This is a genomic window from Pseudomonas sp. GM50 (assembly GCF_000282375.1).
GTDB lineage: Bacteria > Pseudomonadota > Gammaproteobacteria > Pseudomonadales > Pseudomonadaceae > Aquipseudomonas.
This window is the reverse complement of sequence record NZ_AKJK01000048.1, coordinates 1-22,681: the sequence shown is the minus strand read 5'-3', so window position 1 is coordinate 22,681 and position 22,681 is coordinate 1. Positions and strand designations below refer to the sequence as shown.

17 protein-coding genes are annotated in these 22,681 nt (G+C 60.2%); 9 read left to right on the top strand and 8 right to left on the bottom strand.

The window, feature by feature from the left end; all coding sequences use genetic code 11:
• Nucleotides 1-58: 58 nt before the first annotated feature.
• The 8 genes from PMI30_RS18350 to PMI30_RS18385 form a co-directional block, all read right to left on the bottom strand.
• Entirely contained in the window at nt 59-331 is a 273-nt protein-coding gene (locus tag PMI30_RS18350; RefSeq protein WP_007906219.1) for a MoaD family protein, read from the bottom strand.
• A 62-nt stretch (nt 332-393) separates the two neighbouring features.
• The gene (locus PMI30_RS18355; protein ID WP_008008770.1) at nt 394-801 is read right to left on the bottom strand and encodes a Mov34/MPN/PAD-1 family protein; all 408 of its coding nucleotides are present in this window, start codon (nt 799-801) and stop codon (nt 394-396) included.
• 19 nt (nt 802-820) lie between these two features.
• Complete coding sequence (gene moeB, locus PMI30_RS18360) at nt 821-1,993, bottom strand: molybdopterin-synthase adenylyltransferase MoeB (RefSeq protein WP_008008768.1); 1,173 nt, start codon at nt 1,991-1,993, stop codon at nt 821-823.
• A gap of 181 nt (nt 1,994-2,174) precedes the next feature.
• Nucleotides 2,175-4,685 (bottom strand): aminotransferase class III-fold pyridoxal phosphate-dependent enzyme, encoded by a 2,511-nt coding sequence (locus PMI30_RS18365; RefSeq protein ID WP_008008766.1) that lies wholly within the window; start codon nt 4,683-4,685, stop codon nt 2,175-2,177.
• A gap of 23 nt (nt 4,686-4,708) precedes the next feature.
• Nucleotides 4,709-7,123 (bottom strand): hypothetical protein, encoded by a 2,415-nt coding sequence (locus PMI30_RS18370; RefSeq protein ID WP_008008765.1) that lies wholly within the window; start codon nt 7,121-7,123, stop codon nt 4,709-4,711.
• Nucleotides 7,124-7,148: 25 nt separating this feature from the next.
• Entirely contained in the window at nt 7,149-8,459 is a 1,311-nt protein-coding gene (locus PMI30_RS18375) for an MFS transporter (protein ID WP_008008762.1), read from the bottom strand.
• Entirely contained in the window at nt 8,456-9,496 is a 1,041-nt protein-coding gene (locus PMI30_RS18380; RefSeq protein ID WP_007906231.1) for a methyltransferase, read from the bottom strand. Before PMI30_RS18380 ends, PMI30_RS18375 begins: the two co-directional genes overlap by 4 nt.
• A 26-nt stretch (nt 9,497-9,522) precedes the next feature.
• Entirely contained in the window at nt 9,523-11,514 is a 1,992-nt protein-coding gene (locus tag PMI30_RS18385) for a TonB-dependent receptor (protein WP_008008760.1), read from the bottom strand.
• A 159-nt stretch (nt 11,515-11,673) separates the two neighbouring features.
• Between PMI30_RS18385 and PMI30_RS18390 the strand changes: the two genes are divergently transcribed.
• From PMI30_RS18390 to PMI30_RS18425, 9 genes are all read left to right on the top strand, one after another.
• Nucleotides 11,674-12,639, top strand: coding sequence for a helix-turn-helix domain-containing protein (locus tag PMI30_RS18390; RefSeq protein WP_008008758.1), 966 nt, complete (start codon nt 11,674-11,676; stop codon nt 12,637-12,639).
• 665 nt (nt 12,640-13,304) lie between these two features.
• Entirely contained in the window at nt 13,305-13,820 is a 516-nt protein-coding gene (rfaH, locus tag PMI30_RS30535) for a transcription/translation regulatory transformer protein RfaH (RefSeq protein ID WP_008008756.1), read from the top strand.
• A 248-nt stretch (nt 13,821-14,068) separates the two neighbouring features.
• Nucleotides 14,069-15,229 carry an outer membrane beta-barrel protein gene (locus PMI30_RS18395; RefSeq protein ID WP_008008754.1) on the top strand — a complete coding sequence of 387 codons (1,161 nt, stop codon included), beginning with the start codon at nt 14,069-14,071 and terminating at the stop codon, nt 15,227-15,229.
• Between the two features lie 12 nt (nt 15,230-15,241).
• Nucleotides 15,242-15,775: a polysaccharide biosynthesis/export family protein gene (locus PMI30_RS18400; RefSeq protein WP_007906253.1), complete on the top strand. Its 534-nt coding sequence runs from the start codon at nt 15,242-15,244 to the stop codon at nt 15,773-15,775.
• A 2-nt stretch (nt 15,776-15,777) separates the two neighbouring features.
• Nucleotides 15,778-18,024 carry a GumC family protein gene (locus PMI30_RS18405; RefSeq protein ID WP_008008752.1) on the top strand — a complete coding sequence of 749 codons (2,247 nt, stop codon included), beginning with the start codon at nt 15,778-15,780 and terminating at the stop codon, nt 18,022-18,024.
• 142 nt (nt 18,025-18,166) lie between these two features.
• On the top strand, nt 18,167-19,558 hold the full coding sequence (locus PMI30_RS18410) for an undecaprenyl-phosphate glucose phosphotransferase (protein WP_008008748.1): 1,392 nt from the start codon (nt 18,167-18,169) through the stop codon (nt 19,556-19,558).
• A 10-nt stretch (nt 19,559-19,568) separates the two neighbouring features.
• The gene (locus tag PMI30_RS18415) at nt 19,569-20,276 is read left to right on the top strand and encodes a WecB/TagA/CpsF family glycosyltransferase (RefSeq protein ID WP_008008746.1); all 708 of its coding nucleotides are present in this window, start codon (nt 19,569-19,571) and stop codon (nt 20,274-20,276) included.
• Between the two features lie 30 nt (nt 20,277-20,306).
• Nucleotides 20,307-21,386 carry a glycosyltransferase gene (locus PMI30_RS18420; protein ID WP_008008744.1) on the top strand — a complete coding sequence of 360 codons (1,080 nt, stop codon included), beginning with the start codon at nt 20,307-20,309 and terminating at the stop codon, nt 21,384-21,386.
• The gene (locus PMI30_RS18425) at nt 21,383-22,489 is read left to right on the top strand and encodes a glycosyltransferase (RefSeq protein ID WP_008008742.1); all 1,107 of its coding nucleotides are present in this window, start codon (nt 21,383-21,385) and stop codon (nt 22,487-22,489) included. The genes PMI30_RS18420 and PMI30_RS18425 overlap by 4 nt, the downstream gene beginning before the upstream one ends.
• Nucleotides 22,490-22,681: the final 192 nt, after the last annotated feature.

Here is a 22,681-nt window from a genome sequence, read left to right as displayed (position 1 = left end):
CTGCGCGAACGGCCTCGGGTGAGGTACGCCGCGCAGGCCAGAATCCATCGGCAAGCAATCAGCCGCCGGCGACCGCTGGCAGGATGGTGATGGCATCGCCGGCCTTGAGGGTTGTGGCCAGGTTGTCGGCAAAACGAATGTCGTCATCGTTGACGTAGATGTTCACGAAACGATGCACCTGACCGTCGCCAATCAGCCGTTCCTTAACGCCCGGGTACTCCCGTTCCATCTGTTCGATTACTTCAAGCACCGTACTTCCCTGAACTTCGACGCGTTTCTGATCTTGAGTAAAAGAGCGCAACAAAGTTGGCACAATGACGGAAATCGACATGCAGAACTCCCTGAGCCTTAACAAGGCCCGTGTATTAATTAATTGATCTTTTGTTTAAAGCTTCAGCGAACTACATAAATACTTTCTTCGGTAACTTTTCGATTAACGATTCGAAAGCTGCGCACTGCCACATCAATGTCCGGCAGGGTTGAAACAATCACGTAGTGCACCGACGCGTCGCCGGCGTACTGCACATCTTCGGCACTGGGATAGGCCGCGCTGGCGGTGTGGGAGTGATAGATCACCCGGCATTCCTCGTCCCGCTCATCCAGCTCACGCCAGACCGCCAGTTGCTGTTTCGGCGCAAAGCTGAAAAAGGTCGGCGAGCGCGCGGCGTTGTCCATGGCGATCAGCCGTTCGGCGGTCCTGGCGCCAGCCGGTGCGGCGATGATGCCGCAGGTTTCCAGCGGATGATCCCGCCGCGCCTGCTCCAGCATGGCCTCCAGCAGGCCGGCACGAATTCTCAACATCCTTGTCCATCGCCTCCGTTCAATAACTCGGCAACGCCGGCTCGACGTCCCGCACCCAGGCCAGTACGCCGCCGTCGAGGTTGCGCACATTGCTGAAGCCCAATTGCTGCAATTCCAGCAAGACAGCCTTGGAGCGTGCCCCGGACTTGCAGTGCAGGACCAGGTTGGCGTGCTTGCCAAAGCGGGTCTCGATCAGCGCGGCGGTCTTCGGTCCCTTGGGTATGTGCTGGGCACCCTGGATGCGCACGATGTCCCACTCGGTGCGCTCGCGCACATCGATCAGCAACACATCCTCGCCACGTTCGCGCAAAGCTTGTAGCTCCCGGGCACTGATGGACGGAATGTCCGAAGGCTGCACGCCCTTGGGCGCGGTCAGGCCGCAGAACGCCTGATAATCGCCCAGGGCAGTGATCGGCTGGCGCCCGGGTGAACGGCGCAGCGGCATCTGTCGGTAGGACATTTCCAGAGCGTCGTAAACCATCAGGCGCCCCAGCAGGCTTTCGCCGATACCGGTGATGAGTTTGACTGCTTCGGTGGCCATGATCGCGCCGATGGAGGCGCAGAGAATGCCCAGCACCCCGCCCTCCGAGCAGGATGGCGCCAGCTCCGGAGGTGGCGGCTCCGGGTACAGGTCGCGGTAATTGAGGCCGACATCGCCGGGAGCGTTTTCCCAGAACACCGAGGCCTGGCCTTCGAAGCGGAAGATCGAACCCCAGACATAGGGCTTGTTGGCCAGCACGCAAGCATCGTTGACCAGGTAGCGGGTGGCGAAGTTATCGGTGCCGTCGAGGATCAGGTCGTACTGGCTGAACAACTGCACCGCGGTTTCCGGTTCCAGGCGCTGGTCGTAGCGGTTGACCTGCACATGGGGATTCAGGTCCTGGATCGCCGCAGCGGCGCTTTCAACCTTCGATTGACCGACCGTGGCCACCCGGTGAATGATCTGGCGCTGCAGGTTGGACTCGTCCACCCGGTCGAAATCAATGATACCCAAAGTGCCGATGCCAGCCGCCGCCAGATACAACAAGGCCGGTGAACCCAGACCGCCCGCACCGATAACCAGTACTTTACTGCTCTTCAAGCGACGCTGACCTTCAAGGCCCACATCGGGAATTAACAAGTGTCGGCTGTAGCGGGTTATTTCTTCATTACTTAGGCTGGCGAGTGGTTCTACAAGAGCGGGGAGTTTCATGGCGAATACCTGTTACTGAATGCAACCGATTCTCAAGCAGCAACTTCAATTAATCAATTCAACGGGCCTGCATTTTCATATTCAGAAGGCACGTTTTTGTATGCATTTAAACAATCGTCGGCAACTTATGACGAATAGATGAAAGCCCTCTTTCGAGGGCTTTCAAAGGTCGTCAATAGCGTCAGGCGAGGAAGGTCGACATGTCCTTGCACACAGCGCTGAAAGCCTCGACAAAATGCCGCGCCTCATCGTCGCTGAGCACCAGCGGCGGCTGGATGCGCATCACCCGGTTATTGTTGGCGGTGACGAACGTCAGCACCCCATGCTCCCTCGACAGTTTGCTGACGAAGCGCAGCACGAACATCTCCTCGAAGTTTTTCTCCACCTCGCTGATGGCCTCCTCGATATGCCGCTTGGCCTTGCCCGACAGCATGCGATAGGTGCCCGCCGCATTCCCCGGGATACGGCTGGCGAACTCACGCACAAAAGCCTCGACCCCACCGTGGAAGCTGTACTCGAACTCGATGGCGATCATCAGCCCGATGCCCCGCACCTCGCGGATAAACGGATAGCCGCTGACCGCCTCGCGCAGCGCCTCCTTGAGTTGCCCGCCGACCCGCGCGGCATTGCCGGCCAGGTCTTCATCGGCGATCACGTCCAGGGTCGCCAGGGCCGAAGCCGAGGCGAAATTGCCGCCGCCGAAGGTAGAGGTATGCAGGGCGAAGGTATCGATACTGCCGTAAGCGCGGTCCCACAGCGCGGCGCTGGACAGGGTCGCGCCGATAGGCACGGCGCCGCCGGAGAGCGACTTGGACAGCACCAGAATATCCGGCACCACCGCCTCCCACTCACAGGCGAAGAGCTTGCCGGTACGCCCGAGACCGGTCTGGATCTCGTCGAGAATCAACAGGCAGTCATGGGCGCTGCACAGCTCCCGGACCTGTTTCAGGTAGCCGGCAGGTGGCAGTATCACCCCGCCCTCGCCCTGGATCGGCTCAAGGATAAAGGCACCCACATCGCCCCGGCTCAAGGCCGCTTCCAGCGCTTGCAGATCACCAAAAGGAATCGAATCGCAGCGCGACAACAGCGGCTTGAACGGGTCGCGATGTTTGTCGCGGCCGGTCACCGACAGCGCGCCCAGGGTCTTGCCGTGATAGCCGTTGTCGCAATACAGCACCCGGGGGCGCTGCATGGCGGCCATGGCCAGTTTCAACGCCGCCTCGATCGCCTCGGTGCCGGAGTTGCTGAAGAACACCCGCTCCAGATTGCCCGGTGCCAGTTCGCTGAGACGCTGCGCCAACAGGCTGGTTTGCAGCGGCACGGAGACGTACTGGACGAAGGTCGGATGCTGCTGTTGCAGGTACGCCTGCAGCGCCTGGTTGATCCGCGGGTGGTTGTGACCGGTATTCAGGCAGCCATAACCGGCGACGAAATCCAGGTAGCGGCCACCGTCCAGATCGGTCAGCCAACAGCCGCTGCCGTGGGTGAACACTCGCTCGATATGGTTGAACTGATAGAACTCGCGCAACACCGGATTGATGTGCTCGCCAAAACAACGCAGGGCTTCGGCGCGCAATGCCACCGGAGTATCGACCGGTGACGGGGCCACGCTGCGCCGATGGAAACGGTGCAAGGCCTGGAAGTCTTCTTCGCGCAACCGCTCGCCATAGGACGCCATGGGTGACGGAGAGAAACCATGCAACTCGGCGATCCGGCCGATTTCCAGCACGCGTTCCTCGGGCAGTTCACGGCCGATGGAAAACGCCTCGGCACGCCCCTCCAAGGCCAGCACCAGGGTTTCCGCCAGGCAGCCGTTGAGGAATTTCTTCGGTGCCAGCCCCAGGGTCTCGGTGCCGAAACGCAGGGCTTCACTGGCCGAAACCAGGCCACCATCAATGATCAGGATGTCTTTGCGATCATGCTGAAACGGCAACACATCACGCGGCAAGGCTGCGTCCACCACCACCGAACCCGGTGCCAGGCGATAGGGATCGATCACGCCACCGCTGGACGTCGCGGCGACGTAGAAGCGTACCTCGTCGTAACAGCTGTCGATGTCTGCCGTCATGCGTACCTGGCCATGCATTTGCGCCGGCAGATAAGCCAGGCTTTCGCGGCCTTGCTCGACGCTGCCGCGATGCACCAGGCGCAGGCGGCAACCGTCCCGGGCCAGAAGCTTGGCGATGACCATGGCAATCGAACCCGGGTAACCGACCACTGCCACTTCAGTGTCCGCTGGGGACACCTCCAGGCGAGCCATGGCTTCCAGCACATTCTTGTAGGCGGCGTAGGCCGTGAGCGAGTTGCCGGTAGTCACCGGCACGCCGCTGCGGTCCAGGGTCTGTAAACCGCGATTGCCGACGATGGCGGTAAAACCACCCAGGCCGACCAATTGCGCGCCCTGCTCTTTCAGGCTCTGCACGCCTTCAAGCACACGCCCGGCAATGGTTCGCGGCTGGCTGAGCATCTGCTCGGCAGTCAGCGGCAGGTAATGCAAGATGCCTTCGCAGGTCGCGCCGCTGGCACTGACGATGCGCCCGAAATCGGCGAACGGCACCAGGTTGCGCGGCTGCCAGAGTTGGGCCTGATAACCACGGTCCTGCTCGGCGAGGGTGCGGTCCAACAGGTCGATGATTTTCACCTGACGTTGCAGGGCGATGGAGGTCGGGTGAGCGATAAAACCGAATTTCATGGGGGGTTGTCCTGGGTGCAGGTTCATTGACGGTTCCAGGCGGTTTCGGAGACCAGGCTCAAGCCATCGCCTTCCGAGTTATGGGCCAGCAACACGTCGAAAATATTCAATTGTCCGGGGCGCGTCAGGGCGCTGCGCAGGCTCGCTTCATCGAAGCTCACCAGACGCTCGCGATGCAGGCTGATCGGCCCGACTCGCTCCAGCGGTGCCGCCAACGGTGCAGCACTGGTCACGGCGACCTGTTGCGCGCCGTTATGGGCGTAGCGTTTGTCGAGGTAGGTCTGAATCAACGACAACAAGCCATTGGTGAGGTAGAACAGCGTGACGTTACGCTTTGCCGCCCCGGGGTCCTCGGCCAGCCCCTGGGCCAGCCGTGCCTCGATATCCGGCACCAGCGCCCGGGCGCCGTCGCCGACAAACGCCAGGACATTGCCGGTGCCGGTCATGGCGATATAGGGCAAGGCCATCAGGCCGTCACCCATCAAGGCGCGCCCGTACCAGCCGGAAAAACCCGGATCGGTGCGCGGCACATTACGCACCGCCGAGATGCCGCAACGGCCGACGTCATACACGCCGATGTAGCGATAGTCCTGCTGCTCGATCAGTTCGCGCACCAGGTTGCCCAGGCGGCGAAAGAAGTAGTTGGAGGTCATCGGCAGGGTTTCTATGTGGTCCGCCGCCACGCTCTCGCTGGTCGCGGACAGCACCTCGAGCTTGGCCCGGCGCAAGGCGAGAATCTGCGGCTCGACCTGCAAGCCCCGCTCGATGTGATCAAGGAACACATCCAGCGGCACATCCAGCGCCAGATCGGTAAAGGGTGAAAGATGCCGCGGCTCATGGTTGACCTGCACCACCCGCAATTGACGCTTGAGCTTGCCTTCGGAAAACGGCGTGGCGGCCTGGTCGACCTTGCCCTTGAGGAAGAACACACAATGGCTTTGCGGCCCATTCAACTCGTGGTCGGTGTGCACGAACTGATAGACCCGTCGACTGAAACCGTACAACGACAACGGCCCCAGATAGTGCGGCACCGGCCGCCCCTCGTGGTAAGGGCCGACACTGCCGGGCTGGGTGATGCTATCAGCCAGACCGATCGCACCGCGTTCGGCCAGGGCATGCACGCGTTGGCGCTGCTGATCGCTGAGTTTGCCGCACTGCCAGAGCAGGTGCAGCGGCTGGTGGTTGATCAGATCCAGGGCCTGTTCGAGGGCCTCGACCTGGGTACTGCTGAGGATCGTTGCCGGAGGCGCTGGCGGCTCGGGCAAGCGCACATCCAGTGGCACCTGCGGCCGGGATTCCAGCACCCCTTGAGTGGCGAGGACAAACACCGGTTCGGCCCGTTCGGCGAGCATGGCGAAGGCCTGCTCCAGGCCGGCAGCGATGTCCTCGACCTTGCGGATGAACACCTGGCGCAAGCCTTTGGCCTCGATCACCCGACGCCCGTCGTTATCACCGTCATGGGTGCCCTGAAAGGCGTACCAAACGCTTTCCGGGCTGTCGGCGCAGATGATCAGCCCCGGCGCGCCGAGACGTTTGAGGTTAGCCAGGGTGCCGCGAAATTCATCGATCATGCCCGAGGTCACGGTGATCACATAGGCCCGGCCAAACAACTGCCAGCCGGCCATGGCGCTCACCGCCAAGCTGTGTTCGTTGCAACCACTGAGGCAACGCACGCCGGTGCCGGCGACGTTTTGCTGCATGGACTGGATCAACCCCGCCACCATGGAGCCGGTGTAGGAATGAAAGTCCCAGCGCTCCTGCCAGCGACTGCGCATAAAACGCGTCACTTCGGTGGCCAGGCTCACCGACAGCAGCGGGCCGCTGATGGAACGCGCCAGCAGGCGGTTGAAGTAGGCGTGTTCCAGGTGATCCAGGACGATCCGCAACAAATCCGCGCGCCGCGCCGCGCGGTCCTCCCCCGCCACTCGCAGATGGCGATTGCCACCAATGCGGTTCATCCATCCCGGCAAGGCCGGCAAGGCGCAATACAACAGCGCCGAATGGGGCGACAGGCGTGCATTGGGCGCGGCGGCGATCAGCTCGTCGAAAGGGTCTTCGACGCCGGCCTGCGTTTGCTCACTCAGGTCGAGAATGAACAGCTCGCTCGACAGTTGCCGGTCGAGGTGACGCAACCGCGATTGCGCCGCCTCGACCGAATCGAAGGTCATCAACCACAGATCGGGCAGCGCTGCGGCATGCGCCGGGTTGCCCTGCAGATAGCGCTGGGCCTGGACCATCAGCGTTTCCAGAACCGCCTCGCTGCTGGGCCGTGGCCCCAGGGCTCCATGCATTTCTTCGCAGCCTCCGATCGGTAGTGGCCAGTCAGCGGCGGTGGCAGGTGGCTGCAAGCCGGCCTGCAACTGCTCAATGACAAAGGTCACATCCTCGATCAGAGGCAGAGTCTGGGTAACCAGACAGATACCTAAGGTTGCCTTCATGAACTCATCCTTACTCAAGTCGGACTTACGATTGAATGGCTCGCGGCTGTGGCCCATGGCCCTCAACCCGAGCCGGACCGGGCGCCAACCGCCATGTCGGCGCCCCTTTACCCATACCGGCCGTGGCCACCGCGATCGAACGCCTGGCCGCCAGGGCCAGGGCACAGACCACGAACATCGCCAGGGACAGACCGGCCAGCATTCCCACATGGCCGCTATGGTCGAGCAGCACCCCGGCGGCAATCGGCACCAGCAGGCGCGTCAGTACGAACAGACTGGCTTGCAGTCCGTAGTCGGCGGCCTGCCGATGCTCGCGGGAGAAAAACATCATCAGGGCGAAGACCAGTGTCGACACCGCGCCCATGGCCGTGGCCAACAAGAAAGCCGCGGCCACCAGCCAGGCCATCCCGGCCTGCAACCCCACCGCTGCTGTCAGCATCAACAGGGCAAACAAAGCCCAGAGCATAAACAGCGGAATCGCTCGCCCCGGCCCCAGTCGCTGAACCAGGCGCCCCCCCAGCAGGCTGGCCAAGGCCCCCACCACGCCGCCGCCAACGCCGGCAATCAAGGCCACTTGCTGCGCGGCCATGCCCTGGTCCAGCAGCAAGGGCTTGAGGTACAGCCAGGCGGCGCCGACAAAGGGAAAGCTGCTCAGCAAAACCCAGGTCCACAGGCGTGCACCGGGTTGGCGGAAATAGCCCGACCAGTCGGCCAGGCAAGGTCTGGCCGGTGTGGCAGTGGCACCTTCAGCGCGGCCTTCGCGCAGCCAGGCAAAGGGCAGTAACGCCAGTAACAGACCCGCGGCCATCAGCAGAAACGGCGCCTGCCAACCCCAGCGGTTCTGCACCAGCAACATCACTCCGGCACCGACAATGGCGCCGAGAAACAGCGCTGCCGAGCGGATGCCGCCGGCACGAATCCGCTCGGACTGTGGCAGCAACTTGATCGCCAGGGCATTGACCGGAATGTCTGCCCAAGTCGCCAGCACCCCGGCGGCGAAGGCCAGGCCGAACAGGTACCCGCGATGGGCCGTGATCGCCTGCTGGCTGACCACCACCAGCAACAGCGCCAACAACAGGCACAGCACCAGCGCCCAGGTTCGGTAATGCCCGCGCTCGCAGCGATAACGCTGCACGGGCAAGGCCAGCAGGAACTTGAACACCGCCGGCAAACCGGCCAGCTGGAACAGGCCGATGTCAGTGCCAGACCAGCCGTGCTCGCGCATCACCAGCGGCAACCCGAGCAGCAGGTAAATACTCGGCACCGCCAGCACGAAACTCAGCCAGCCAAAGAGCAGTTGCAAACGCCAGGCGCCGGTGGCGTCCCGCCGGTTCATGAAGCACTCCGACGCGCCACCAGCACCGACACCGGGGTCATGGCGAAAGCCACTTCGGGGTAACTGTCGATGTTGACGAAACCGGCCTGCTGCAAGGCTTCGCTCAAGCCGCCGGCGCAGGTCACCTGACGTCCTTGCATCTGCATCGACAGGTAATAGGCCATGACCCGCCGAGCGAGCTCCGGGTCTGCGGGTATTTCCGCATGGGCGCTGACCAGCACGCCGCCGGGACGCAATGCAGCATGAATCTTGGCCAGGGCCGCGGCCATGTCCGGGACGAAATGCAGCACCGAGGAACACCAGATCAAGTCGTAGCCTTCACCGATCGGATCGCTCGCCAGATCGCCGCCGCGTACCTCCAGGCGCTGCTCCAGGCCGGCCAGACGAATGTTATCCGCGGCCACCGTCACGGTCTGGGCAAAGTCGAACACCTCGCCGGTGAGCATCGGGTTGTCCCGGGCCAGGGCAATGGCCACCAGCCCCGGGCCACCGCCCAGATCGAGCATGCGCCGCACAGCGGGGAACTCCGGCACTTGAGCCATCAGGCGCAACGCCACATCCACGGTAACTGCCCGTTGCTCCTGGGCGATCTGCAAGCGCGCCGCCATGGTCCAGTTGTCGATGGTGGTCGCCATATTCGGCGCCTGGCCACTGAGCTGGCCGGTGCGCACCTGGTCGCCAAGCTGGCTGCCGAAATGCCGCAAGCCGCGCAAGCGAAAGGCCCAGGCGTCACCGCAATAATCCGCGGCGTCGGCCCGCAGGTAATCGCTGGCTACCGCGGTGTTGCGGTAATGGGGCGGCTGGCGATCGTCGCGCTTGAGCAGTTCCATGCTCCACAGCACCTCCAGCCAGTAACCGGTATTGGCTGGGTCGAGCTGTAACTGCCGGGCAATCGCCAAGGCCGAAGTCGGCACTTGCAGCAGGTTGAACAGCTTCCAGTCCAGGGCGATGCGCAAGGCATCGGCGCGCACCCCCGCCAGGGTCAGGTCCCAATAAGGTTGCAGGGGATGGGGGGATGCCAGGTTGATATCGTTCATAGTTCGCCACTCATTATTTTCATCATTCACAGTTCGTAGCTGACCCGCAGACCAATCTCCCGTGGCGGGCTGTAGACCCGGGCGGTGCCATTCAGGTAGCCGACGGCGTCGTAGCGTTTGTCTGCGGCGTTTTTCACGTACGCGGAAATGCCGTAGTGGCTGAAGTCGTAACCGGCGTTCAGGTCGATCAGGCCGTAGCCGCCACGGCGGTACTGGTTGGCCGAATCCAGGTAGGTCTTGCCGACGGCACTGACACCGCCCTGGGCGTACCAACCGGCGGGAGCGTCATAGCGCAGGCTGAGGTGGCCGGTGAGGTCCGGCGCGTATGGGTTGCGGTTGCCCTGATAGTCGTTGCTGCCTTCGCTGAAGCGTTCGAAACGGGTGCGGTTCAGGCCCACGGAGCTGACCACCCGCCAGTTGTCGGCGAACAGGTATTCAGCTTCCAGGTCGAGCCCGGTAGAGCGCGCCGAAGCGGCGTTGGTGATGTGCACCACCCCGGGCTGGGTGATCTGCTGCACCTGCATGTCACGGACGTCCATCCAGTACAGCGCCGCCGAGTAGCGCAGGCGTTTGTCGTCGAGCCAGCCCTTGGCCCCGACCTCGTAGGTTTTGACTTTTTCCGGGTCGTAGCCGGGGTAATTGGCGGCACTGGAGAAGGCGTTGAAACCGCCGGCGCGAAAACCTTCGGCGTAACTGCCATACAGATAGGAATCGGGCTGCCATTGGTATTGCAGCGCTGCCTTGGGGGTGAAGCGTTGCCATTTGGCGCTCTGGCGGCTGCCGACCGCCGGGTCGAGATGCACCTTGTCCTGCTCGGCCCGGGCGCCGAGCGTCAACGTCCAGCGCTCGGCCAGGGGCATCACCCATTGGCCGAACAGCGCCATGGTGTTGCCGCCCAATTGCACATCGGTACGGGTCAGGCTCAGGGGCAGCTTCTGCTCATAGGACAAGTCGTGATCATCACGGTCGGCATAGGCGCCGAGCAGCCATTGGTTATCGCGCCACTGCCCTTCCAGGCGGAACTCCTGGGACAAGGTGTTCATGTGGTAGTCGCGGCCCACGTGGAACAGGTCGGCCGGCATGAAATCGGTGTCCTGTCGGACCCGGTCGTAGAAGTCATTGCGTGCGGTGATCGAGCGCAGCTTCAGGCCCGAATCGAACTCATGCACCACGTCCAGGGACAGGCTGCGGCCGCTGGAGTGGTTCCAGCTTGAGGTGCCGGAACGCACTTCGCGCCGCGATGAATTCACCGCGCCCCACTGCGCCCCGCCATCGCGATAATCCTGGCGGCTGTAACGCAGGTTGACGTCGGTGGCCAAACCCGGGGTCCAGCGCAGGACCATTCGGGCACTGTGCCGCTCGCGGTCATCGGCCTGGCCGCCGCGCCAGGCGTTGTCGATAAAACCGTCCTGCTCCAGCCATTGCCCGGACACCCCGGCATAGAGAGTGTCCGGCACCAGCGCGGTGCTGGCATCGGCGCTCAGGGTGCGCTGGTCGCGGCTGCCGCCACCGGCTTCAATTCGGGCGTAAGGCTCGGCACCGGGCTGGCGGGTATAAATGCTCAGGACCCCGGCTTCGGCGTTGCGGCCATAGAGCGTCGACTGTGGCCCACGAAGGATCTCGATGCGTTCCACCCCCAGCAGGTTGTGGTCGAAGCCCTGCCCCATCAGGGTCGGCACGCCGTCCACCAGCATCAGCATCGAAGACGAAAATGCCGTGGGGCTGGAGGTCAGGCCGCGCACCACCGGCAGGTTGGTACCAGACTGGCCGAAGGGCTGAAAGGTGAAGCCGGGAGTGACCCGGGCCAGGCGTTCCAGGTCATCGATGGCGCCTTTGCGCAGGTCTTCGTTGCTGAGCACCGACAGGCTGGCCGGGACCTGCTCCTGTTGCTGCTCGATCTTGTTCGCCGTGACGATCACCGACGGCAGTTCTGTCTGCGCGATTACAGTCGTCGCGCCGCCCACCCAACAGCCAACAAACAGCGTATAACCGCTGGCTTTCCAAACATGCTTGCTCATTGCTGACCCCATCAATGAATCGGCGCACTGCCACAGCCGGAGATGGCAGTTGACTTGGAAACATGTTATTCATTAATGCGAATGCTTATCATGTGTGTACGTATGGATTCTGGATCAATCCATATGCGAGCCGGAGCCCAATCAAGGAGGACAGTAAAAGTGGCGGCCTTACAGAGGATTTCCCAGTCGTATCGAGTCGCGTCAACGCACTCGCGGCTGGTCAGCGACGACACCGGCGGCTGGATGCGCCAGCAATTGCCGGAAGAGTTGGGCGAGTGCTATTCCGAACGCTTGTGCCTGGACGACGACCTGATGGTGGTGCGTTCGCGCTATCGCCCCACGCGCAACCTGATCGAGGAAACCGTCAGCCCGCACAATCGCCATATGCTGGTGATCACCTTCGGCATGCAGGGCGATTCCGGGTACAAGGGCGCCGACGGTTCGGCGGTGTCGTTTCGCGCCGGCTACACCACCATCACCTCGTTCCAGCTGAGCCTCGGCGAGCGCTGTTACGAAGCCGGGGCAACGGTGTCCCAACTGCGGTTGTTGATCGGCGAAAGCATGCTCAACAAGTACATTGGCGAGCAGCGCACCCGCCAATTGCTGGGCAATGGCAACGTCCGCCAACTGGCGTTCCAGAAGACCTCGGCGGCCAGCGCCAGCCACGCCACCGCCCTGACCCGTTACCTCAACCAAGGGGTGACTGGCACCCTGGACATGCACATTCACACCCTGAGCCTGCTCTCCGAGCAGCTGAAACTACTGAGCCCCGCGGCCAGTCCTGAAAGCCTGCAGTTCAGCACCGTCGACATCGAGAAACTCGACCGCGCCCGGGACATCATGATCGAGCAGATGGACCAGCCGCTGACCATCCCCTACCTGTGCGCAGCAGTGGGGCTCAATGAGTTCAAACTCAAGGAAGGCCTCCATTACCGCTTCAACTCCACCCCGCACCGCATGCTTCACGAGATCCGCATGCGCAAGGCCTACACCCTGCTCGAGAGCGGTTGCCAGGTGGCCCAGGCGGCTTATCAGGTGGGCTACAAATTCCCCAACAACTTCAGCGCGGCCTTTACCCGGTTTTTCGGCAAGCCACCCAAATCGGTATTCGGCAAACGTCGCTGACAAATCAGCGGCGCATTACATTTGAACCAGAGGTGCTTACGCTTTGGAGATAAAGCGATAGGGTGCAACCCCTTGCCTTTCACCCAAAGCGCGCACCAGTACGGATTCGATAAAACACCTTAAAAACAATAGGTTGAAACCCACTAACAGACTATTGGACAAAAGGTTATGTTTTTGACTAGTGACATTTGACAGGTCGTCTGGAGTGATCAATACCTAACAGGGTCACTGCCTATAACGGCGAAAGTGCAGTTAGTGGATATCTGCCGCCACCCATCATTCAAGGGTCATGCTCGAAAGGACTTGTTTTTAAAGGGCCGAAGGTTCGGACCATGCGGTAGCTTTGGCCACCGCAAAGGACATTTTCCATCAAATGTCGAAAGCGATGTTATGCGCAGCATCAAGTAACAGTCTCGCCTGCTTTACACTTTCCATTAACAAGCTTGATTGCCACCCAGGCCCAAACGTTATGCACGCCAAATTATTGACCTGAGTTTCGGCTTTACTGTTACACGCGCCTTACATGCTTCACTATTGATACACCGTCTTAAAAACTTAACACTGTCGCGGCACCACGACCTCAATAGAGCTCACTGAAAGTGTAAGAGCATCGCTGATACGCGAACAGGCATGCTTAAACCAATGCTACGACGGAGCTTGCCAGAATGCTGACGAGTACTAACCGTTCCCACTGGTATCTTTTGCAGTGCAAGCCGCGTCAGGACGAACGGGCACAAATCAATTTATTGCGCCAAAACTACGTCATATTTTGCCCGCAAATCATTAGCGAGCGCCTGATTCATGGCAAACCCCATCAATCCCTTGAGTCTCTCTTCCCGGGGTATCTTTTCATTCAGTTGAGCCGTGACGACAAATGGGCACCTTTGCGTTCTACCCGCGGCGTCAGCCGCATCGTCGATTTCAATCACGGCCCGGCCATAGTCCCTGACGACGTCATCGAGCATTTGCGTACCCGGTGTTTCAAGCCATCAAAAACTCCGTTTCCCCAACAATTCAAGCCCGGCGAAACACTGCAAATAACCCGAGGACCACTGTCGACCCTGGAAGGTATTTTCCTGACCATGTTGGGTGACGAGCGAGTCATGATTCTGCTTCACTTTCTAAATAGAGAACAGCAAGTTCGTGTTCCATTGACTGATATTGAACGACTACAAACTTAATCTTCGCCCTTATGTAGCGGCGCACTTAAAATACAAGCCAGTTAATCTCCCACCCTTTAAACCTTCATTTACACCCAACCTGTTATTACCAGCCGCCTTCTTGATTTCCTGCTGTTTGGCCGGCGACTACTTGAACTTATAAACTTCACCCAACAAAACAACACTGATAGCGCCCCGCATTACACCGAGCACATTCACCCACTGTTTTCCGGTCTATAGTCATTGGATTCATCCCCAGGAGCAATGATATGACCTTCAAGACCCGTGGCCCTTTCGCACTGATCATTATCTATTTCTGTCCCGGAACGGCCTGGAGTCTCGATCCCCAGTCCATTGATATCTATGGGTTCGACTTCACCCCCACCCTGCTGTTTTCAGAAAGTTATGATGACAACTTCCGGGAACTGGAACGGGGGCGTCAGTCTTCCATGGTGACAAAGTTGGCGCCCTCTTTCGAACTGAAGGCTGAAGACCGCAACAGTGCCACCCGACTTATCTGGCAGCCTACACGGTACATTTATCATGACGAATCGGATGCCTCGAATACCGCACAACGCGTACGACTCAACAGCATCATGGAGTTCACCGACCGCCATCGACTGAAACTAGAAGCGGAAGCACGTAAATACGAGCGTACGACGTCGACAGCTGTCGATGGCATTAATGACAAGATTCGCAGTAACCGCGTCAATGGCCTCTATACCTACGGCGCCAGAAGCGCTGCCAATCAGATCGACCTGGGCGCAAGTTACGCTCAACTTCGCTACGGCAATTCCGGCGGCATCAACGACGACAAAGAGCGCAATACCAGCGGCCTGACCACCACTTGGTACCACCGCATCGGCAGCAATACGCGTGGGCTGCTGGAGTACGACCATACCGTCTTTGATTACCTGCAATCCGACAGCCGCCTCGACAGCACATCCGACGCGGTTCTTGCCGGCGCCGAATGGGACTTCACCGCCCGCACCTCTGGCAAAGTCCGTGTGGGTTATGAGCGCAAGAACTTCGATGATCGCAGCGTCGATGACCTCAGTAATCCGACCTGGCAGGTGGACCTGCGATGGAAACCACGAACCTACTCGACCTTCTCGTTTGTTGCCCGCCAGGCCATGGCCGAGGGCGACGACGGTGCCGATGCCGTCAAGACCACCTCGGCGCTGGTCGGATGGCGTCATGGCTGGACCGATCGCATCACCACGGTGGCCGAAGTCGGGCTGTCCCGCTATGAGTACGAGGGCCAGAACCGTACCGATGACCTTCGTGACTACAACCTCGCCGTGGAATACGCAATGCGCCGCTGGCTGGATATCGAGCTGGGCTATCGCTACCGCAACGATGACTCCGATGCCGACAATCAGAGTTTCGAACGCAACATCTTCTTGCTCAGCTTCAACGTAAGTCTCTAAGAGGTTTTCTCCATGAACTCGCGAATGCTTGGCTTGTTGTTCGTGCCGTGGCTGTTGCCCGTGACTTTTGCAGCAGACCCCGGCGCCCAGTACAAACTGGCAGCCGGCGATGTATTGCGCATCACGGTCTTCGGTGAGCGGGACCTGAGCTTCGAGAAAATCCGTCTCAACGATGCCGGAATGTTTTCCTATCCATTTCTGGGTGAGATTGCCGCCAAGGGGCTCACCCCCAATCAGGTGGAAAAGCTCATCGTTGACGGGCTCAAGCAAGGTTACCTGGTCGACCCCAAAGTCAGCCTCAACCTGATTACCTATCGCTCGTTCTACATCAACGGAGAGGTGAAGAAACCCGGCAGCTATCCATTCGAGCCCGGGCTGACACTGGAGAAAGCCATCGCCCTGGGTGGCGGCCTGACCGAACGAGCCTCGATCAAGCGGGTGACCATCGTACGCGGCGATGGCTCCCCACCACTGACCGATACGGTCACGCGCAGCACCGCCATCGCCCCCGGTGACACCATTTCCATCGCACAAGGCTTTTTCTAATCATGGACAACAGCCCAAGCCTATACGTCGAACGTCCGCTCCAGCCGCATGTGCCGCAGCATCAGCAGTACAGCGAGGAAAAGGACACCATTGACCTGCTCAAATACTGGAGGGTGATCTGGCGCGCCCATTGGAAAATCGGCTGGTTGATACTGCTCGGCTGTGCGCTGGCGATGGCCACGCTGTCATTCATTCCCCCGCAATACATCGGCAGCACCACTCTCCTGATCAAAGAAAAAACGCCACCGCTGTTGTCCTTCCAGCAAGTAACGGATTCGAGCTCCGGTACCGTCGATTACTTGCAGACGCAACTGGCGCTCTTGCAATCGCGGGACCTGGCCGAACGTGCGGTCAAAAAGCTGAACCTCACCACCCATCCGGTAACCGATCCACGCCAACAACCGGAGTCATGGTTTGCGCCGCGCAAATGGCTGGCAACGCTTGAGCTTGGTCAATGGCTGCCAGTACTGGGCCGTTTGGCCCCCGTGCAGGTGATGCCCTCCGAAGTCGATATCTTCAATCAAGTCACGCAGAACCTCATGCGGCACACCAGCGTCAAATTCGTCGGCAAGAGCCAGTTGATCAAAATAGAAGTGGAGCTGCCCGACCCTGGTTTGGCTGCCGCTACCGCCAATGCCATTGCCCAGGGCTTCATCGATAGTCAGTTCGACAACAGCCTGAAGTCCTCGCAGACCAACACCAGCTGGATGAATTCACGCCTGATCGAGCTACGCAATAACCTGCGCAGTGCCGAAGACAAACTTCAGGGCTACCGCGAAGCACAAGGCCTGGTCGACGTCGGCGGTGTCGCCACCATCAGCGCCAATGAACTGGAAATGACCGGCAACCGCATGATCGATGCCCGCCGTAATCTGGCAGAGGCCGAAAGCCAGTTCCGCCAGGTACAGGCTTTGAGCAATGGCAACCTGAGCAAGCTCTCCAGTGTGCCGGCCGTTTTGAGTAACCCTTTGGTGCAGAAATTCCAGGCGCAACAGGCCAAGGCCCAAGCCAAGGTCGAGGAATTTTCCGGGCGCTACGGCCCAAAACATCCGACCCTTATCGCCGCTCGCGCCGAGCTGCGTATGGCCACCGACAGTTTGCGCCTGCAAGTTCAACAGGTGGTTGCCGGCATCGAACGCGAATATCAGCTCTCCCAGGCCAATGAAAGCTCACTGCGTAAATCATTCAACAGCAACAAGGCGCAGCTACAGGATATTTCGCGCAAGGAGTTCCAGCTGCGTGAGTTCCAGCGTGAAGTCGACAGCAGCCGCGCGCTGTATGAAACCTTCGTCACCCGTTTGAAGGAAACCGCGGCCACCTCCGACATGGACTCCACCAAGGCGCGCATCGTCGACCCTGCGATTATTCCTCTGGAACCGAGCAAGCCTCGTAAAACACTGATTATCGCGATTGTCGCCATCGTGGCGGCGCTGATCGGCGTAGCGCTGGCATTGCTGTCCGAAACGTTGAACAAAACATTCAAGACCGACGAAGCTATCGAAAGCACGCTTGACGTTCCCCTGCTCAGCGTAGTGCCGCTGGTCACGAAGAAAAGCCGCCGGCAACTGGCGCGACTGTTCGACGACAACGACCATCCGCGTTTCTGCGAGACCATTCGCAACCTGCGCACCTGGTTGATGTTGCACGGCGGCGACATGCCGTCACAGGTAGTACTCGTTGCCTCGACCATGGCCGAAGAAGGCAAAAGCACCATCGCCAACAACCTGGCGTACTCGCTCACAATGCTCGAGCGTGTCCTGTTGATCGACGCAGACATGCGCAAACCCAGTCTGTCGCTCAACTTCGATTTCCCGGCAGACAGCCCCGGATTGGCCAATGTCCTCGCAGGCACTGCGCGACTCGAGGACTGCATCCGGACCGTCGGCAATCTCGATATGTTGCCGGCCGGGAAGCTGTCGCCGCCACCGCTGGATCTGCTCAGCTCGCCGCGCCTGGCCCCCATGCTTGAGGCGCTGAAGTCGCGGTACCAACGCATCATCATCGACTCACCGCCTGCGCAAATGGTCAGCGATGCGCTGTTGCTGGCCAAGCATTCGGACGCGGTGATCTATGTGATCAAGGCCGAAAGCACACCGGTCAACCAGGTGCAGAAGTGCCTTGCAATACTGCAGCAGAGCCATGCCCCGGTGTTCGGTGTGGTGCTTAACCAGGTTGATCTGAACAAGGCTCGCAAACAGGGCTACAGCCATTCCGATACGTTCCAGAACTACGACTACATGTCCAGGTAAGCGCTGGCATCTGTCTGTGCAGTAGTCTCCTTCCAACCTCATCAAAAAGTTGCTTCATCCCAGTCGAGCTATTCCAGCGTGCGGGAACGAGGGCGTGCAGCATTCGGCGCCGATGTCCAATCCATGCCCGGAGGTTGAGCCGATGACATCGCTATACACCGCTCAAATGACGCACCGCCGAGGTCTGACCTTCTGGGGCCAATGGGTGTGTGCACTCAGCCTGGTCAACCTGCTGCTGATGTTGCTCGTGTACGGGCGAGTCGGCAGCCTGACCAGTGAATACCGTGTTCTGATGATTCTCACCGTGCTCGGTTCGGTACCGATCTACAGCGTGATGCAGGTTTACCACAAGCGCCATGAGTGGCTGTCAGGGCTCGCTCGGCTGCTGGCGGCCTGGATGATCCTGCTGGCCGTGTTGATCAGCATTGCTTTCGTCACCCAGACCAGCGTGATTTTCTCGCGTCAGGTGATCATCGTCTGGGCCGTATTGGGTTACCTGGTCCAGGCGGTGAGCTTCTTGCCCCTGCATTACCTGGCCCGACTGCATTCGCACAAGCTCTGCAACGAGCGCCGCGCGGTGATCATCGGGACGTGTCCAACCGCCCATACGCTGGCGAGAAAACTGTCCAGGCGCAATCGCGTACCGCTATTGGGTTTTATCGCAACCGCCGAACATACCGGCCCGGCCCCGAGCATTCTGCCGCTGCTGGGGCGCATCGACGAGGTTCGCGAAATCATCACCCGCCTGCACGTACGCCGCGTCTATATCGTTTTGCCGATGGCACAAGCCGCCATCATCGAAGCGCTGTACATCGATCTTCTGGACATGAATGTCGACGTGGTCTGGATCCCCGATTTCGGCAGCATGGTGCTGCTCAATCAGTCGATCTCGGAAATAGAGCGAATGCCGGCCATCTACCTCAATGAAAGCCTTATCAGTTCGCACCCCGGCAGCCTGCTCTGCAAAGAGCTGTTCGAACGCAGCCTGGCCGCCGTGGGCATTATTGTGCTCAGCCCCTTGCTGCTGATCGTGGCGGCAGCCATCAAGCTTTCCTCGCCCGGCCCGGTGTTGTTCAAACAAAATCGCTACGGTTGTAACGCTGAGGTGATCAAGGTCTGGAAGTTCCGGACGATGCGTGTGCACGACGACAACGAAGTCCGTCAGGCTACCCGCGAGGATGACCGCATCACCCCGCTTGGGCGTTTTTTGCGCCGTAGTTCCATCGACGAGTTACCGCAGCTATTCAACGTGCTCTGCGGCGAAATGGCCCTGGTCGGCCCGCGACCGCACGCCGTCACGCACAACATTTACTACACCGGCAAGGTCCGCGCCTACATGGCCCGTCATCGCCTCAAGCCGGGCATCACCGGGTTGGCCCAGATCACCGGGCATCGAGGTGAAACCCAGACGCTGGAAAAAATGCAGGAGCGCGTCGCCCAGGATCTCAAATACATCAATCAATGGTCGCTGTGGCTCGACATCAAGATTCTGGTCAAGACCCCTTTTACGTTGTTCTCGAAAGACATTTATTAGGAGTCAGGCAATGATCAGTCTGGAATTAATCGGGCATTACACGCCGAATCTGCTGGACGCCAACAAAGCGTTTTCCTTCATCAATTTTGCGTCCGTCGGCAGTCTGTTCGACCGACACCCGACTTCCATCGCCTATTTTTGCGACGGCATGCTGATGTCGACCTTCATGTCGCGCATCACCGGCCGGACGATCGGCCGGGTCAGCTTCGACTTCACGTCCATCGCCGACGCTGTCTTCAGCTGCGCCGAACAACAAGGCAAGCGCGTGTATTTTGTCGGTGCCCGGCAAACCGAACTGGACCTGTTTCTCGACAAGATCAAGGCGCGCTACCCGGCGTTGATGATCGCCGGTCATCACAACGGCTATTTCGATGCACCGCAGGCCGTGTGCATTCATGCAGATATCTGCCGCAGCGAAGCAAACATTCTGATCGTAGGCCTGGGCGCCGGGCTTCAAGAGCAGTTCGAGCAGGACGCCCTGCGCGCCGGCTTCACCGGTGTTGCATTCACCTGTGGTGGCTTCATTCGCCAAGAGGCCACGGCCACTCATCATTACTACCCTGAGCTGATCAACCGCCTGCATCTGCGCGCGTTCTATCGGATGTACCGCGAACCGCACACCATCAAGCGCTACCTGATCGACTATCCGACCAATTTTGTTCATCTATGGGTGATGATCGTTCGGCGCAAAGTGACCATCAATATCACTTTCCCCTGAGCACCCGGCATTGATCACTGAGCACTGACCATGCATATCCTGTTCATCCTCAAGGACTTCAAGCCCGATGGTGGCCTCGAGCGTGTTCAGCAACGCCTGGCCAGGCAGTTTCTCAAGGATGGCCAGCGTGTCCGTTATTTTGTCATGAACGGCGACACGCCAGACGATGAAGGCGCTGCCACGCTCAATGGCGGCGGCAATGGAATCGTCGGCCTGTGCAAGTCCATCGTATTGCTGCGCCGGATTATTCGGCGTGAACGGGTGACCCACCTCATCGCAGCCAAGGAACGGGCCAACCTCTGCGCCTGGTTTGCCACCTTGGGTAGCCCATGCAAAGTCATCTATAGCCGTCATGCAGCACTGGATTGCAGCGAACAAAAAATCAGCCTCGTCACTCTGCGTCTGCTCTATGCGTTGTACCTCTGTGGCAACGGCCGGGTAGTGACGGTTTCCAACGGCCTGCGCCAGTCCCTCTCTGACCTGGTGCCCTGGGGCCGCCAGCGAATCCGTTATTGCCCCAATGCAGTGGTCACCGAACAACTGCTCAGTGCCGCACAGATGCCCATGCTCACGGGTTTGCCGGCCGAGTTCTGGTTAGCGGTAGGCCGGCTGGTGGAACCGAAGGGTTTCCACCTGCTGCTCGACGCCTATGCCATGGCCTTGTGCAGGGCTGCGCTGCCCGATCTGGTGATCATCGGCGATGGCCCGCAACTCGCCGCGCTGACCTCACAGGCCCGCCGCCTGGGCATCGACGCCCGAGTGCATTTCACCGGTTTTCTGAGCAATCCCTACCCATTGATCAGGCAGGCAAGACTGCTGATCCTGAGTTCGTTTCATGAGGGCTTGCCCACCGTGCTGATCGAAGCCCTGGCGCTGGGCACCCCTGTGTTGGCCTGCGACTGTGAAACCGGGCCCAGGGAACTGCTTGATAACGGCCGACTCGGCGATCTGGTCAAGGTCAATGATGTAGCGGCGCTGGCCGAAGGGATGCTGCGCAGCGTGACCTCGCAACGCCGTGCTGCGCCAAGCGGGGAAGTTGCCGTTGAAGCCGTCCGACAGTACACCAGTCAATACGCCGCGCAGGCGTACTACCAGGTATGGAATCAATGAAAAGGCTGCTGATTATTCTGCAGGACCTGAGCGGAGGCGGCGCCGAAAAAATGATGGTGCGCCTCGCCAGTGCGCTGACTGAAGCAGGCAATGACGTCACCTTGTTGATGCTCACCGGCGCAGGTGTGAATTCGGCGCGCCTGGACCCCCGGGTCAAACAGGTGGAGTTGCACAGTACGCGCAGTTCCAGAGCAGTGCCGGCGCTGGCACGCTTTCTTCGCCACAATCGCTTTGACGCGCTACTGGCGGCCCTCACCCACGTCAACGTGGTGGCCATCGCCGCGGCCATGTTGTCCGGTACGCTGGCGCGCCTGCATGTCAGCGAACGCAATGCGTTTTCCCATGACAAACACGTCAATCCCGCGTTGATGGTGCGCACCGCCTATCTATTGGCACCGCTGCTGTACCGACTCATTCCCAATCCGGTGATCTGCGTCTCGCGCGGTGTCGCGCAGGATCTGGTCGACACCACCATCACGCGCCCGCAGGATGTCACCATTGCTGACAACCCGGTGCTCGACAATGATTTTCGCGACAAGGCGCCGGGACGTCCGAACCACCGCTGGCTGCTGAAAAAAACCACTCCGGTAATTGTTGCCGTAGGTCGCCTGGCCCAGCAAAAAGGCTTTGACGTATTGCTCGATGCCTTTGCCCGCTTAGCCGACCCCAGTGTTCGATTGATCATTTTCGGCGAAGGCGCGCTCAGAAACGAGTTGCTCGAGCAGGCCGTCGCCCTCGGCGTGGCCGGCCGCTTCGATCTGCCGGGCTATACCAGCGAACCATTGGCGGAAGTGGCAGCGGCCGATTGCTTTGTGCTGTCGTCGCGTTTCGAGGGCAGTCCCAACGCGCTGGTCGAGGCCCTGTCCACGGGCACTCCGGTGGTATCGACCCACTGCCCCTATGGCCCGCAAGAGATTCTCGACAATGGTGCGATCGCCCCGCTGGTGGCGGTCGACGACCCTGATGCACTGGCACGGGCGATCACCGTGGAACTGACGTTGCCGCGTGATGCGAACCGCCAGGCACGCATCGATGCCGCTGCCCGTTTCGTGAGTGCCTGCGCGGCGAAGACCTATCTCGATGCCTTGCTGACGCATCGCTAGGGGGCGTTCTCTGTTAGTTTTCCCGCCGCGCCGGGTCTGGTGCTGTGCAGGGTAAGGCCGATTTTGAGGGGGTACATATCCGTTGCTGCAGTAGCGCCGGCTGGCGGTTATCGCCCGCCCTGTAGGAGCGAGGCTTGCCCGCGAAGGCGGCCTGATAGTCAACCGGGGTCTTTGATTGTGTACATATCCGTT

Bases quoted from the DNA above. Each gene is read 5' to 3' on its own strand.
- moeB (WP_008008768.1), bottom strand. From the start codon at position 1,993: ATGAAACTCCCCGCTCTTGTAGAACCACTCGCCAGCCTAAGTAATGAA.
- PMI30_RS18380 (WP_007906231.1), bottom strand. From the start codon at position 9,496: ATGAACGATATCAACCTGGCATCCCCCCATCCCCTGCAACCTTATTGG.
- PMI30_RS18425 (WP_008008742.1), top strand. From the start codon at position 21,383: ATGAAAAGGCTGCTGATTATTCTGCAGGACCTGAGCGGAGGCGGCGCC.
- PMI30_RS18370 (WP_008008765.1), bottom strand. From the start codon at position 7,123: ATGAAGGCAACCTTAGGTATCTGTCTGGTTACCCAGACTCTGCCTCTG.
- PMI30_RS18405 (WP_008008752.1), top strand. From the start codon at position 15,778: ATGGACAACAGCCCAAGCCTATACGTCGAACGTCCGCTCCAGCCGCAT.
- PMI30_RS18400 (WP_007906253.1), top strand. From the start codon at position 15,242: ATGAACTCGCGAATGCTTGGCTTGTTGTTCGTGCCGTGGCTGTTGCCC.
- PMI30_RS18365 (WP_008008766.1), bottom strand. From the start codon at position 4,685: ATGAAATTCGGTTTTATCGCTCACCCGACCTCCATCGCCCTGCAACGT.
- PMI30_RS18395 (WP_008008754.1), top strand. From the start codon at position 14,069: ATGACCTTCAAGACCCGTGGCCCTTTCGCACTGATCATTATCTATTTC.
- PMI30_RS18415 (WP_008008746.1), top strand. From the start codon at position 19,569: ATGATCAGTCTGGAATTAATCGGGCATTACACGCCGAATCTGCTGGAC.
- PMI30_RS18410 (WP_008008748.1), top strand. From the start codon at position 18,167: ATGACATCGCTATACACCGCTCAAATGACGCACCGCCGAGGTCTGACC.
- PMI30_RS18355 (WP_008008770.1), bottom strand. From the start codon at position 801: ATGTTGAGAATTCGTGCCGGCCTGCTGGAGGCCATGCTGGAGCAGGCG.
- rfaH (WP_008008756.1), top strand. From the start codon at position 13,305: ATGCTGACGAGTACTAACCGTTCCCACTGGTATCTTTTGCAGTGCAAG.
- PMI30_RS18350 (WP_007906219.1), bottom strand. From the start codon at position 331: ATGTCGATTTCCGTCATTGTGCCAACTTTGTTGCGCTCTTTTACTCAA.
- PMI30_RS18375 (WP_008008762.1), bottom strand. From the start codon at position 8,459: ATGAACCGGCGGGACGCCACCGGCGCCTGGCGTTTGCAACTGCTCTTT.
- PMI30_RS18385 (WP_008008760.1), bottom strand. From the start codon at position 11,514: ATGAGCAAGCATGTTTGGAAAGCCAGCGGTTATACGCTGTTTGTTGGC.
- PMI30_RS18420 (WP_008008744.1), top strand. From the start codon at position 20,307: ATGCATATCCTGTTCATCCTCAAGGACTTCAAGCCCGATGGTGGCCTC.